Origin of the sequence: Desulfovibrio sp. 86 (assembly GCF_902702915.1) — a bacterium.
GTDB lineage: Bacteria > Desulfobacterota > Desulfovibrionia > Desulfovibrionales > Desulfovibrionaceae > Desulfovibrio.
The window spans coordinates 2,541,143-2,554,955 of the sequence record NZ_LR738849.1 but is presented as its reverse complement, the minus strand read 5'-3'; the positions used below and the strand labels follow the sequence as shown (position 1 = coordinate 2,554,955).

At 60.4% G+C, this 13,813-nt stretch carries 12 protein-coding genes; 6 read left to right on the top strand and 6 right to left on the bottom strand.

Annotated elements, in window-relative coordinates; translation table 11 throughout:
* The first annotated feature begins 218 nt into the window (after nucleotides 1-218).
* Genes DESU86_RS10445 through modA form a run of 4 tightly spaced genes read left to right on the top strand, consistent with a single transcriptional unit; the run spans nucleotide 219 to nucleotide 4,733 of the window.
* Nucleotides 219-2,063 (top strand): FAD-binding protein, encoded by a 1,845-nt coding sequence (locus DESU86_RS10445; RefSeq protein WP_179980985.1) that lies wholly within the window; start codon nucleotides 219-221, stop codon nucleotides 2,061-2,063.
* Nucleotides 2,063-3,034: a succinate dehydrogenase/fumarate reductase iron-sulfur subunit gene (locus tag DESU86_RS10440; RefSeq protein WP_179980984.1), complete on the top strand. Its 972-nt coding sequence runs from the start codon at nucleotides 2,063-2,065 to the stop codon at nucleotides 3,032-3,034. Before DESU86_RS10445 ends, DESU86_RS10440 begins: the two co-directional genes overlap by 1 nt.
* Before the next feature lie 3 nt (nucleotides 3,035-3,037).
* Complete coding sequence (locus tag DESU86_RS10435; RefSeq protein WP_179980983.1) at nucleotides 3,038-3,907, top strand: CoB--CoM heterodisulfide reductase iron-sulfur subunit B family protein; 870 nt, start codon at nucleotides 3,038-3,040, stop codon at nucleotides 3,905-3,907.
* 43 nt (nucleotides 3,908-3,950) lie between these two features.
* Nucleotides 3,951-4,733: a molybdate ABC transporter substrate-binding protein gene (gene modA / locus DESU86_RS10430; RefSeq protein WP_179980982.1), complete on the top strand. Its 783-nt coding sequence runs from the start codon at nucleotides 3,951-3,953 to the stop codon at nucleotides 4,731-4,733.
* 236 nt (nucleotides 4,734-4,969) lie between these two features.
* On the opposite strand, the gene DESU86_RS10425 is transcribed toward modA, so the two are convergent.
* The 6 genes from DESU86_RS10425 to DESU86_RS10400 all read right to left on the bottom strand — a co-directional run bounded on the left by DESU86_RS10425 (nucleotide 4,970) and on the right by DESU86_RS10400 (nucleotide 12,130).
* Complete coding sequence (locus tag DESU86_RS10425) at nucleotides 4,970-5,539, bottom strand: V4R domain-containing protein (protein WP_179980981.1); 570 nt, start codon at nucleotides 5,537-5,539, stop codon at nucleotides 4,970-4,972.
* Nucleotides 5,540-5,765: 226 nt separating this feature from the next.
* Nucleotides 5,766-6,302: a serine/threonine protein phosphatase gene (locus DESU86_RS10420; RefSeq protein WP_232088333.1), complete on the bottom strand. Its 537-nt coding sequence runs from the start codon at nucleotides 6,300-6,302 to the stop codon at nucleotides 5,766-5,768.
* Between the two features lie 57 nt (nucleotides 6,303-6,359).
* Nucleotides 6,360-7,343 carry a class II fructose-bisphosphatase gene (glpX, locus tag DESU86_RS10415; protein WP_179980980.1) on the bottom strand — a complete coding sequence of 328 codons (984 nt, stop codon included), beginning with the start codon at nucleotides 7,341-7,343 and terminating at the stop codon, nucleotides 6,360-6,362.
* 615 nt (nucleotides 7,344-7,958) lie between these two features.
* Complete coding sequence (locus DESU86_RS10410; protein ID WP_179980979.1) at nucleotides 7,959-9,653, bottom strand: NAD+ synthase; 1,695 nt, start codon at nucleotides 9,651-9,653, stop codon at nucleotides 7,959-7,961.
* An 18-nt stretch (nucleotides 9,654-9,671) separates the two neighbouring features.
* A complete protein-coding gene (locus tag DESU86_RS10405; protein ID WP_179980978.1) occupies nucleotides 9,672-11,546 on the bottom strand; it encodes a UbiD family decarboxylase in 1,875 nt (624 codons plus the stop codon).
* Nucleotides 11,546-12,130, bottom strand: coding sequence for an NUDIX domain-containing protein (locus tag DESU86_RS10400; RefSeq protein ID WP_179980977.1), 585 nt, complete (start codon nucleotides 12,128-12,130; stop codon nucleotides 11,546-11,548). The genes DESU86_RS10405 and DESU86_RS10400 overlap by 1 nt, the downstream gene beginning before the upstream one ends.
* 138 nt (nucleotides 12,131-12,268) lie before the next feature.
* On the opposite strand from DESU86_RS10400, the gene DESU86_RS10395 reads away from it, so the two are divergent.
* Nucleotides 12,269-12,808, top strand: a complete 540-nt coding sequence (locus DESU86_RS10395) for a MarR family winged helix-turn-helix transcriptional regulator (protein WP_179980976.1) — start codon at nucleotides 12,269-12,271, stop codon at nucleotides 12,806-12,808.
* Nucleotides 12,809-12,965: 157 nt separating this feature from the next.
* A complete protein-coding gene (locus DESU86_RS10390; protein WP_179980975.1) occupies nucleotides 12,966-13,613 on the top strand; it encodes a class I SAM-dependent methyltransferase in 648 nt (215 codons plus the stop codon).
* Nucleotides 13,614-13,813 lie beyond the last annotated feature (200 nt).

Below are 13,813 nucleotides of genomic sequence, written 5' to 3'. Positions count from 1 at the left end.
AAATGCTTTTGAAACGCCTTATTGCCCTGACAAGGGACGCTTGCGACATGGAGCACCACCTGGAAAAATATACATAACTATGCATTTTTATTTAAAAAATAATGTATGACACACCCATTGCCTGCCCATCGCGCCGTCAATTGCGCTTTTTGGCACAAATATTGTTAAAGGCGGACACTTGTAAATTCCCTCTTTGTTCATTGCATCTGGAGGAAACAATGTCAGACAAAAGACTGTTCATGGATCGACGCACCTTTATCAAGGCCTCAGTGGTCACCGCAGGCGCCCTGACCTTTTCCCTGGGTCTGGGCGGCTTGGGTTCCACCCTGTGGGCCGCCAACAATAAACCCCTGCTGGATTTCGACATCATCGTCATCGGCTCCGGCGGCGCTGGCCTGCGCGCGGCTGTTTCCGCCATGGAGGCCAATCCCAAGGCCAGAATCTGTGTGGTAGCCAAAACCATGCCCACCCGCTGCGCCACGGCCATGGCCGAGGGCGGCATCAACGGCGTCATTGATTTCAGCAAGGGCGATTCCTTTGACCTGCACGCCTTTGATACGGTCAAAGGCGGCGACTACCTTGTGGATCAGGACGCTGTGCTGGATTTCTGCGAAGAAGCGGGACGCACCATCCACGCCCTTGATTACCTTGGCATGCCTTTTTCGCGTGACGAGGCTGGCCTGCCCAAGGCGCGTTACGCCGGTGGCGCGTCCAAAGTCCGGTGTGTCTATTCGGCCGACAAAACCGGCCACATCGTCATCCAGACCCTGTTTGCCGAGGCCCTTACGCGCGGGGTCAAGTTTCTCATGGATTACCAGTTGCTCGACATCGGCAAAAGCAATGGCGCGCTGGAGGGCGTTGTGCTGCGCAACATCCGCACCGGCGAGATCATGCCCGTGCGGGCCAAGGCTGTGATTTTGGCCAGCGGCGGCTACAGCCGGGTGTACTGGAACCGCTCTTCCACGCCCTACGTGGCCACAGGCGACGGGCCTGCGGCGGCCCTGCGCGTCGGAGTTCCCATGAAGGACCCTGAGATGACGCAGTTTCACCCCACAGGCGTTGTCCACGGCGGCGTGCTCATCACTGAAGCAGCCCGTGGCGAGGGCGGCTACCTTGTCAACCGCCTGGGCGAACGCTTCATGTCCCGCTATGCCAAGGATCGCATGGAGCTGGCCCCCCGCGACATCGTATCCCGCTCCATAGAATCGGAAATTCTCGCTGGCCGGGCCTTTGGCGAAGGCATGGAGGCATACGTCTACCTTGATCTGCGCCACCTGGGTGAAGCCAAAATCGACAAGGATCTGCCGATGATCCGCCACATCGGCAAGCTTTTTGAGGGGATCGATCTCGTCAAGGAACCCATGATTATCAGGCCCACGGCCCACTACTGCATGGGCGGCATTGACGTGCTCAACTATCACGAGATGAACACCAGCCTGCCGGGCCTGTACGCCGCTGGCGAGGCATCCAACGTTTCCATCCACGGCGCCAACCGCCTTGGCGGCAATTCTCTGGCTGAGGCTTCCGCCACCGGCAACTGGGCCGGGCAGGGGGCCGCTGCCTATGCCAGGGGGGACTCGCCCGCTGCCGAGGGCACAAACCTGCTCGAACTCTGCAAGAAGTGGACAGACCACTATGCCACTGTCACGGCCCGCACCGCCAAAACTGACGTCTTTGCCATCCGTGAGCGCCTTGGCGAGGTCATGTGGGACAACATGGGCATCTTCCGCACTGAAGACAATATGCGGCAGGCCGCCGACGATCTGGACTCCCTGTCCAGGGCGTACGAGGACGCCAGCGTCCCTTGCACCAATCCGAACTACAACACGCTTTATACGCAGTACGTGGAGCTGGGCAACCTGCTCGCCTGCGCCAAGGCGGCCACCTTTGCCGCGAGGGCCAGACAGGAATCACGCGGCGCGCACTACCGCACGGACTTTCCCAAACGCGATGACGAGCATTTTCTCAAGCACTCGCTCGTTACCCTGGCTGACGGCGGCATGAAGCTGGACTGGCGCGATGTGAGCATCACCAAATTCAAGCCTCAGGAGCGTAAGTACTGATGAGCGACGCAGTATTCATAGTTATCGAGCGTTTTGACGGCAAAAAGCGGTACCCGCAGGAGTATACGCTGACCCGCGCGGACGTGCACAATAAAACGGTGCTCAACACACTGATTTTTATCAAGGAACATCTGGACCCCACCCTCAACTTTACCGCAGCGTGCCGCATGGCCATTTGCGGCGCTTGCGGCGTCAGGCTCAACGGCCAACCCATCATCGCCTGCGACACGAGCATGGAAGACCAGTTGGCCCTGTACAACACCAACAAGGTGACCATTGCGCCGCTTGCCAATTTTACGGTCATTTCAGACCTGGTCGTGGATTGGGAGCCCGCGCTTGAAAATCTGCGCAAGGTTCACCCCTCGCTTGTGGCCCGCAAAGAGTTTTCCAAGGAAAAAGGCTGTACGCAAAGCGGCGAAGAAATGGATCAGATTGTGGGCATGTGGGACTGCATCCTTTGCGGATGCTGCGCCTCTTCCTGCAACAAGCTTACCGTGAACCGGGCGGACTATCTTGAGCCCTTTGTCTTCAACACCGCCGCCCGCATGTCGGTGGACTCGCGCAGCAAGGACCCCATGGTACACGCCAAACCGGCGTATGACTCCGGCCTGTGGAAATGCGTGCACTGCCAGGAATGCTCCAACGTCTGCCCCAAGCACGTCAAGCCGGTGGAAGGCATAAGCATGATGCGCAACATCACCGTGAACCGGGGCCTCAATAAGGGCAAGGGGCCGGAACATGCCGAGGCGTTCTTGACCGACATGCGCGACACGGGCCGCCTCAACGAAATGAAAATGGCCCTGCGAACGGAAGGCATAAGCGCCATGACCAGGGTTGGGCTCGCCGTCGATCTGCTGCGTCACGGCAAGGTTCACCCCACAGAGCTTTTGGGCAACGACCCCATCAAGGGGCAGGCCGACTTTGTCCGCATTCTTGATCTGGCAAAAGCTGATGCCAAGGGTAAGGAGTAAAACATGCTGAAGCGTTATGCTTTTTTTCCCGGCTGCGTGCTGAATGCCGCCGCCAGTGAAGCGCGCACAGCCCTTGAGGCCAGCGCAAAACTGCTGGATGTGGAACTGGTGGAAATACCGGGCTGGAGCTGTTGCGGCGCATCACATGTGCAGGACATCGCCCCCAACGAGGCGCTGGCGGCCAATGCCCGCAATCTGGCGCTGGGCGAGCAGCTTGGCGCACCGGTAATTACCGCGTGCAGCACCTGCTCCCTCATGCTGCGCACTGCCAAATCCCAACTGGATCAAGGCAAAAAAGATCAGGCAAACCAGTGGCTTTCGGCTGCCAGCCTTGAATACAAAGGCACGGCCGAAGTCACTACGCTTCTGTGGGAACTGGCCAAAGACCTGCCCGCCCTCAAGGCAAAAGTTGCAAAGCCGCTCACGGGGCTTAACGTGGCCTGTTTTTACGGCTGCCACAGCGTGCGGCCCGAACCCATCATGAACTTTGAAAGCTCGCGCACACCGCACAGCCTGGAAGATATCGTCACCACCCTGGGCGCTACGCCGGTTCCCTACCCCCGTCGTCTCGACTGCTGCGGTTTCCACGCGGTGTATCCCGCAGAACACGACGCCATGGTAATGGTTTCGTCACTGGTGACGGATGCCGCCAGATCCAAGGCCCACTGCGTTGTGTCGCCCTGCCCCCTGTGCCAGATGCAACTGGACATGTATCAGGGCAATGCCGCTGACGTGACAGGCAGTAAGGCGACGGTGCCAGCCCTGCATCTGCCCCAGTTGCTGGCCCTTGCGCTGGGAGCCCCGCACGATTCCATCGGGCTGGACAGGCTCATTGTGGCCCCTGACGGGCTGAAAAAAGCTCTTTCGCTGTAGCTGACAGCGTGTTCAACCATACTCTGCACCAAGGGGAACCAAGATGAAAATGCTACTCAGGTCTGTACGTCTGGTCATATGGAGCATGGCTTTTCTGGCCCTTACAAGCCTTGCCAGCGCTGCTGAAATCAACGTTGTCAGTTCCGGCGGCTTTGCCGCCGCCTACAAGGCCCTTGCCCCGGAATTTGAAAAAGCCACGGGCAATACCCTCAAATCCGCATGGGGGCCGTCCATGGGCGACACCCACAACGCCATTCCCCAGCGCCTGGAACGCGGGGAACCCATTGACGTGGTCATCATGGTGGGCAATTCACTCGACAAACTGGTGAAGGAAGGCAAGGTGGATCCGTCGAGCACTGTACTGCTGGCGCGCTCAAAGATCGCGCTGGCTGTGCGCGCCGGAGCGCCCGCCCCTGATATCGCAACGGTGGATGCCCTCAAGCAGACCATGCTCAAAGCCAAAAGCATTGCCTATTCTGACAGCGCCAGCGGCACGTATATCGCCAAGGTCATGATCCCCAAGCTGGGTCTTGCGGACGCCCTCAAGGACAAGGCCCGCATGATACCCGCTGAACCTGTTGGCAAGGTGGTGGCCCGAGGCGAAGCCGAGATCGGCTTTCAGCAGCTCAGCGAACTCAAGCCCGTTGAAGGCATCCTCATCGTGGGCCTGATCCCCGATGCCGTGCAGGAAGTGACGCTGTTTTCCGCCGGCGTGGTCAAGGGAGCCAAAAATCCGGAAGGGGCAAAGGCTCTGCTGAAATATCTCGCTTCACCGCAGTCCGCCAAAGTCATTGACGATACGGGTCTGGAAGCGGCCAACCACTAGAAATGAACTGCGCTTACGCCTTCGCTGCGGGCGACTGCTCACGCAATCGACAGAGCACTTCGCGGCAAGGATTTTCAGGAAAATCCCTGCAGGACGGTTAACTCTTTTTATTCGCAACCTGCCTGGTTCCTGATCCATAACACATCAAGCCCCTGCCCGCACTACAACGGACAGGGGCTTTTTTGCATAAAGGAGGGAGGGCTTGGAAGGCGGCATACACGCTGCGGGATGTTGCTTCAGACCGTGTCAGGAACCGCCTTGCCAGTATCTGCCTTGCCAGTATCTGTCTGGAGCAGCCGTTTGACCTCAAAGCGGCATGTTCTGTCGCCAGTGCACCAGCAATCGATTTCACGCACGTGAAACTCCTCGCCGGTCTGAATCAGAAGCATGCCTGCCAGAAATCCCTCATCGTAGTGGCAGACCGTGTGATCTTTGTCCGGCAGGCCGGAACAGTCCAGATCTTCAGCCACGGTCAGGGTAAAATGCAAGGCTTCGTAGTCGGCGCTTTCGATGCGCATGATGCCGATGCCAAAGTCCAGCAGGGCTTTTTGCGCCGCCGCCACAAAATCGTCAAACCGCTCACGGCGGCCGATAAATCTTTCGCAGAATTTCCGCCCGGCCAGCTTTCCGCTCTCGCGCATGATTTCTTCGGATTCGGCCGTACCGTAGCGCACCTCAATGACGTCACGCAGGGTATACTGAAACAGCCGGTATACCTCGATGCGCGCGCTGTTGCCGAGATTTGGCCGACCGTCATGAACATTGCCGACATAGTCCCAACTGAACGCATACCGCCGGGTTGACATGCAAAACCACCTTTGCGGATTTTATGCTGTGCCTGTGTTGCGCGGCACTGTCGCTCGCAGCAGGCCACGAAAACTGGCGAGCTCCGCCCCGGATCGCCCACAATGCCCCACAGGAGGCAAGCCTGCGGCTGGTTTTCATGTTACGAGTCCGAACCGCTTTTCCCGTGTCTGCGCCGCCGCCAAAAGCATCGTCGCCAGCCGCGCCGCGCGCCGGGCACGCCCTCGCCTACCGGCTTATGGGCGGCACATCGGTGCTGACCTTCAGCATGGTGCCAAGGTGGCGTCTGGCCAGAGCCAGCTCGCTTTCCGTCACTTCCGGCATGTCTTTGGAACGGACGCCGGTCATGTCATTGCCTTCTTCAACAATGGCCAGAGCGGCGGCCATGCGGCCCATGACGCAGAAAAAGCGCACCGGGTCCCATCCATGCTGCTGCACCCAGGCGGCTGCCTGCGGCGAGTACATGAAGTCCGCCTTGCCGTTGTTCAGCGTGGGGTGGGCTTCTTCATTATTGGTCTTGGCCCAGGAGCGGAATTGCGGCAGCACTTCAAGAAAGTTCAGCAACTCCTTGTCCGTAACCGGCGGCTGCTTTTCATAGACAGTGGAAGGGGTTGGAGCCGGTTTTTTCGCATGGCTGGTAGCAGCCAGGGCCTGGCCGGAAAAAATTCCGCCCGGCAAACCGGACGCCAGGGTCAGGCAGAGGATGACCGTTCCGACCAGGAGCGCACGTGCAGCCATGGTGGCCGCACGTGCAAAAAAATTCATATTCAGTGACGCCATGGGGCGCGGCTGCGCCCCTGAGCCCGACAACAAAGTATTCATTCAATACCGAACCGCGCTGAATTTCGAGAGCCTATCCATATTATGATACGACTCCACATACCGCAACGTTCCCGTTTTACCACGTAAAACAAGGGAATGCGTCACGGCGTATTTGGAACTGTAGCGCACGCCGCGCAAGAAATCACCGCCGGAGATGCCGGTGGCCGCAAAAAAGCAGTCATCGCTGCGCACAAGGTCATTGACGGTGAGCACTTCGCGCACGTCAACACCGGCCTCGTTGATGGCTTCTTTTTCCACATAGGACTGCGGATCGAGCCGGGCCAGCAGCTGCCCGCCCATGCCCTTGATGGCGCAAGCGGCCAGCACGCCTTCAGGGGTGCCGCCCGTGCCCATCATGATGTCCACTTCAGAGCGCGGGTCCACAGCCATAAGGCTGCCAGCCACGTCGCCGTCGGTGTGGAGCTGAATGCGAGCGCCAGCCTGGCGGATTTCACTGATGAGCTTCTCATGCCGGGGCTTGTCCAGCACAAAGACCACCAGGTCCTGCACGCTCTTGCCCATGGCCTTGGCCACGTTGGCCAGGTTCACCTTGACGGGCGCGTCCAGATCGACCACATCGCGGGCTTCGCGGGACACCACGAGCTTTTGCATGTAATAGCTCGGCCCGGGATTGAACATGCTGCCCTGGGGGGCGACGCCCACCACAGAGATGGCGTTGGGGCGGCCATAGGCCAGAAGGCTTGTGCCTTCCACCGGGTCCACGGCCACGTCAAGGCAGGGGCCGACGCCCATGCCCACTTTTTCGCCATTGGCCAGCATGGGGGCGTTGTCTTTTTCGCCCTCGCCGATGATCACCAGACCGTCGATATGAAGAGTGGCAAAGCTGATGCGCATGGCGTCAACGGCAGCGCCGTCTCCGGCCTCCTTGTCGCCGCGCCCGAGCCAGCGGGCTGACGCCAGGGCCGCCGCCTCGGTAATACGCACAATATCCAGGGCCAGATTTTTTTCCGGTGCTTCCACCATACCTTCCTCCACTCGTTCTGCGTTGTGCAACACACTGCTCTTACCCCAGCGCGCCGCCGTCTTCAAGAAAAAACCCCAGCCCGCCAAGCCTCAGGCGGGCCGCCCTTCCCGGGCCTTCCATACGCCCGCAGCCGCTGCGGCAAAGAGCATACAGGCACGCCTACAGCGCCGGGGCGCATGACCACAGCCAATCCGGCCTGACGCGCACGCCCGGCCCCCACTCCAAAATCCCCTCAGTGAGAGCATGGCGAAAAACCCTTCTCTCACAGTACGATGCCACGAGAACAGATACACTTTGAAATGCGTTATAGTACAATTTGTCATTCTGCCGAACATCGTATTTTTCGGCAAAATGTACACCACGTTGCGGCGCGCTGCGCCGCGAGCAGTCTTAGAGCATGTGCCCTTTTTCAAGGTTACGAAAACACTGATTAAAGAGCCTCCTGGAACGCGCAGTTGTTTCGTTTGGCAAGGCGCGATCGTTTTTTGAAGCAGGAGTGGACTCTTCCGCCCTCGACTGTTTCAAAAAACGTGAAGCAAGGCCGCCAAACGGCATAAATCAGCGTTTCCTTGCAACGCTCTAGAGCATTTAACTCATTTCATTCGTAAACTGCTCTAGGGCAGCCTATAACGTCCGGCCACGGGGGCCTGCCAGCCTTCGCCAAAGGGCATGCGGCTGACAAAAAGCGTCAATGGCTCCTGCCTGCGTTTGAATTCGGCCGCAAAAAGCTTCTGCCGCACCTCAAGGCGCAGGGGCGAGGAATGCCCGGCCACAGGCGGCGTCGTGGGCAGCAGCAGATCTTCAAGCACGGGGTCAAGCTCTTCGTAGGGCGGCAGGCTGTCCGCATCTTTCTGGCCGGGGCGCAGCTCCGCCGAGGGGGCCTTGTCAAAAACCTGCTGCGGAATGATCTGTTCTCCCTTGTGCTCATTATACCAGCGCGCCACGGCATAGGTACGCGTCTTGGTCAGATCGCCTATGACGGCCAGGGCCCCCACGGTGTCGCCGTACAGGGTGCTGTACCCCATGGCGGCCTCGCTTTTGTTGCCCGTATTGAGCACAAGAGCCCCGGCGCGGTTGGCCAGGGAGGACAGCAGCGTTCCGCGAATGCGCGCCTGAAGGTTTTCAAAGGTGGTGTCGCCGGGGCGGGCCTCAAAAAGATCAAGGCCGGGAGCCAGCGTCTGGGCAAAGGCCTTCATGACAGGTTCAATGGGCAGCGTAACCGTGGTGATGCCAAGGTTGCTGGCAAGGCCGAGGGCATCCCCGATGGAGCCGTCACTGCTGTAGGGCGAGGGCATGAGCACGCCGGTGACGTTTTCCGCGCCCAGAGCCTCGACGGCCACGCAGCACACAAGGGACGAGTCTATACCGCCCGACAGGCCTACAATGGCCTTTGCAGCGCCGCATTTGCGCACAAAGTCGCGCGTGCCCAGGGTAAGCGCCCGCCAGCAGTCTTCCTCAACGCTGGCGCACAGCGGCTCCGGAGCCTTGCCGCCCGATGGCGCGCCGCTTGCGGTATTGCGGGCCGTATCCACCAGAAGCACGTCCTCGTCAAAAGCCTTTCCCCGTGCCAGCAACTGCCCCGTGGGATCAAAAACCAGACTTTGCCCGTTGTACACGCGGCTGTCATTGCCGCCCACAAGGTTGACGGAAAGAAGGTGCACATGGTGCCGAGCGGCCACGTGCGAAAGCATATGCTCGCCCGCGGCCTGCGCCCCCTCGGTATACGGAGCCGCCGCCATGTGGATGAGGGCGTCAACGCCGCGCTGCACCAGTTCCATGAGCGGATTGTGTCCGCTGGCGTAGCGGGTTTTCCAAAAAGCGTCTTCTTCGCGCTGGGCGTCTTCGCACAGCACAACGCCCATGCGCCAGCCGCCCAGGGTCAGAATGCCGCATGAAATGCCCCTGTCAAAATAGCGGCTGTCTTCGCCATCCGGCCCGGATCCCTGTGCGCCGCCCTGTCCGCTCTGGTAGACCTTGCGCGAGGCCACCTGCCACGCGCCCTTGTGAACCAGCACGGCGGCATTGGAAAGCAATCCCGAGGCGTACACGCTGGGCACGGGCGTGCCCACCAGCAGGGCCGGGCCGTCCTTGAGAACTTCAGCCATATGGTCCAGCGCCTTACGGCACCCCGCCGCGAAATCATCCGCACAAAGGTAGTGCCCCGGAGCCACGCCGCACAAGGCCAGCTCAGGCGTCACGCACAACTCCGCCCCGGCTGCGGCGGCCTGCCGCACATCGTCAAGTATGCGTTCCATATTTCCGGCCACATCGCCAGTGACGCTGTTGCACTGCAAAAGGGCTATTTTCATGCCGCTGCCTCCCCCATGTTAAAGGTATCCGTGTAAAGGCCCGCCTGGTGCGGCCAGGGCATCCACCCTGCGGGTGATGGCCGGGTCCTCTTCCAGGGGGGGAGCGTGGAAGGGCTTCAGGCGGGCGTCCATAACCAGCGGCGCTTCACACGACCAGTGCTTCGCCCGCGTTTGCGCACGGGCCCCGTACACATCCGTGGCCGGGTCGGACCGGGTAAAGGCCACCCAGAGAAAGTTGTCCATATCCCTGGCGCAGAACGCCGCATCGTCCGCAACCACCACCAGGGGAAAGGCTTCGCGTCCGGGCCAGTGGGCCAGGGCGTCCGCAAGGGTTTCCATTGCCGGATCAGGCTCGTTTCTGCCCAGGGCGTGCCGTGGGCCGCGCAGCACAAGCAGACCGGGGCCAGCCACGCGCGCGTCGCCAAAGCCTTGGGGCAGGGGCGGCAGATCGGACGCCTGGCCTGTCAGTTCCTGACCGAGGTCGCGCCGTTTTTCCCCGGCGGCAGCCCATATGAGCTTTGACCCCTCATTGAGGCCAAGCCCCGTGTAGTCCAGAGTGTCATTGGTGCTGTGCGTGATAAAGTGCAGATCGCGCGCAAAATCCGTGCGTTCCAGAAGGTGACGCAAAAACTGCGGCGCATGGGCCGCGCTGAGACCGGGAGCATCCTCGTGGGCGGCCACAAGAACGTACTTGGCTAGGGCCGTCTGCGTGGTTCCCAGCAGATGCAGGGCCATGGTCAAAAGCTCGCGCGGCCTGCGCGCGGCTTCATAGGGCGTATAGCGCTCACTGCCCAGGGCCAGCAACAGGGGGTGCACCCCTGCCGCGTCCACGGCGTGCACCTCGCGCACGCCCTGAAAAACCTGCGGCACCAGCGGCCCTGTGAGCTCGTGGATGAATTCGCCAAAAACGGTGTCTTCCTGCGGCGGCCGCCCCACGGCGGTAAAGGGCCACACCGCCCCCTTGCGGTGGTACACGGCATCCACCTTGAGCACGGGAAAATCGTGGGTAAGGCTGTAATACCCTACATGATCGCCAAAGGGGCCTTCGGGCTTGGCGCTGGGCATGATATGCCCGCTGATGCAAAAATCCGCTTCGGCCAGCACGGGCAAGGGCAGGCCGTCAACCCTGGCCATATCCATGCGCCGTCCGCCAAGCAGACCGGCAAAGCGCAGTTCGCTGAGGCCCTCGGGCAGGGGCATCACCGCCGCCACGGTGAGACTTGGCGGGCCGCCCACATACACGTGCACGGGCAACGGACGCCCCTGCGCGATGGCGTGGGCGTGGTGCACGCCGATGCCACGGTGTATCTGGTAGTGCAGGCCCATTTCGTCCGGCGCGTAGTCATTGCCGCTCTGCTGCACCCGGTACATGCCCAGGTTGGACGCGTCTGCCCCCGTTTTGGCGGGGTCTTCGCTGTACACAAGGGGAAGGGTGATGAAGGCCCCGCCGTCCATAGGCCAGCAGGTCAGTTGCGGCAGGTCGGCGGGCGCGCAACGGCGCTCCAGCACGGGCACGTTGCCGCCTTGGCTGCCGCCCTTGCCGCGCCGCAGCCGGGGGAGCATGTGCCAGAGTCCCGGCACCGCAGGCAGCGCGGCCCAGGGCTTTTTAAGGGCAGCCGCAGGATCGGCCTTGGCGGCCAGCACGGCCCGCACGGCAGGCAGGCTGTCCCTGAAAATATACTGCAGGCGCTCGCGCGTGCCGAAAAGATTGCACAGCATGGGAAAGGACGTGCCCCTGACCCGCGTGAACAGCAGGGCCGGAGCCTTGGCCCTGAAGGCCCGCCGCTGGATGGCCGCCAGTTCCAGATACGGGTCCACCTCTGCGTCGATACGCTTGAGGTGCCCACGACTCTCCAGATCGGCGAGGCATTCCTGCATGTTGCGGTAGCCCATCAGCACTTCTCCCCTTCATGTCCTGACGATGTGGCGGGCGCGGCGGATACGGCTGAGCTCACGCTTTTGTCCGTACCGGCGTTCATATCGGGCAGATGGTGGCAGGCCAGGGGCTGCACGGCCGCCACCTGCCGCTGTCCGGCCAGGGCCTGCCTGAAATGCTCCAGAATTTCCGCATGGTCAAAGACCAGCGGCTGCGGCAGGGCGTCCAGCGGATAAAAAGCGGCCTGGGCCGCGTCGTCCCCGGCGCAGATGGCGTCAGGATTACGCGCCTTGCCCGTAAAAACCACGGTAAGCGTGTGCTGGCGGGGATCGCGCTTGGGCCGTGAATACACGCCCAGCAATCCCGTCAGTTCCACGTCAAGCCCTGTTTCTTCACGCATTTCACGAACGGCGGCCTCTTCAGCCTGCTCGCCCTCGTCTATGAATCCGCCCGGCAGGGCAAAGCCGATGGGCGTGTGCCTGCGCCGGATGATCACCACCCCCCTGCCCGGCTCGTAAATGATCACATCCGCCGTGGGCGCGGGATTGCGAAAGCAGGAATAGGGCTTGCCGCAGTGGGGGCAGACGACGTCTTTTTTCATTTCAGCCTCAGTGTCTTTGCCAGGCGGCGACTGCCGCAGGCACAGGCATATTAAGCCAGCACGGGTCGGGCCGCAAGCATGCAAAGTCGGGCGTCTCCAGTTCTTGACAAAATAGTATGGCTACCATACATACCCCACATGTACGATAAGGACTACAAAAAAACCGCCGTCGAACTGCGCATTCAGCAGTCAATTCTCGACGACCACGACGACCCGGACATCCAGCGCCTGCGCAATAATCACATCTGCTTCGCTCTGCTCTCGCTGGTAAACCAGTTTTACATGCTGGAACGTCAATGCCGCAATTTTGGCACTGATGTGGAGATTCATCTGGCGGAAATCCAGATGATCATGACCATTCACAATGCCCAGGGCATTCATGTGAACGGCCTGGCCGAAAAACTTAGGATAACCAAGGGCAGCGTTTCTGAAATGCTGCGCAAACTTGAACGCAAGGGGCTTGTGCGCAAGGAAAAGGACCCGCTGAAAATGACCAGGCTGAACATTTATCTTACGGATAAAGGATTGCTCGCCCACCAGAACCACATCTGTTTGCACCAGAAACTCGACAATCTTGTGCTTGAAGTGGTGGCAGAATATGGCCCGGAACTACTGAAAAGTTTTACGCAGATGCTCAATAACATTCTGATGAGGCTCGTCGCCTACAGCAAGGGCTGATCGCGGCGGCCTTTTTTTTGGGATATTTTGTATGGCTACCATACAAAATATCGATACATGCCACGCCCACCGGCATCGCAAGCGGCATGCGCGGCATCATTGACGCAAGGCGCGCCCTGGCCTGCACGGCTTCACCCTAACCAGTGATGGGAAAAATATGAACAGCCACAACACAGTGGAAAAAGGCGAGGCTTTTACAGGGATGCGCGCGGGCAAACACTACGAACGCATGGCCAGAATATTCGGGCTGAACGAGGACTTTTACAAGCGCGCCGTTGGCGACCTGCGTCTTGAAGACGGCATGAAGGCTCTGGACATGGGGTGCGGCACGGGAGCCCTGAGTTTTGCATTGGCGCACAGATCGTCGCCGCGCTGCACCATACACGGGGTGGATCTTTCCGAAGATCAGACGATCTATGCCAGCAACCGCCCTGGCGGTCAGGGCGGGGCCTTGCATTTCAGCACGGCGTCTATGGATGAGGCGCTTTTTCCCGATGGGGCGCTGGATCTTGCCATGACCTCACTGGCCCTGCACGAGGCAAGCCCGGAGGTGCGCCGCGCCGCCTTGAGCAATATTGCCCGCATGCTGAAACCCGGCGGCAAATTTCTGTTGGTGGATGTGGCAAAACCGCAGCTACGCGGGTGGGGGCTTGTGTTGCGCCCGCTCATGGCCCTGACAGAAAAGTTCCGCGATAACCGTGAAAACAGCTATGCGGACATCTGCGCAAAGCTGGGGCTTATTCAGATCGCAGACCAGTACATCAACGTCATAATACGGCGGCAGGTTTTCGTGAAGCCCGCGTAGCCCCCTGAGACTCCCCGTGTGCCCGCTGCCCCGGCAGTCAGCGCCGCATTACGGCCCTCCGCGCAATGCCCCTGACCAGCCGCCAACGGTTTCGGCCAGAGGTGTAAAGACCCAGGCCGAAAACAACCGGCGTGGCGCGAAATCAGTAAATAGCGTCTTGTACTATACCAACCCGCCATAAAAGTTTTAGGGGGTGGGGG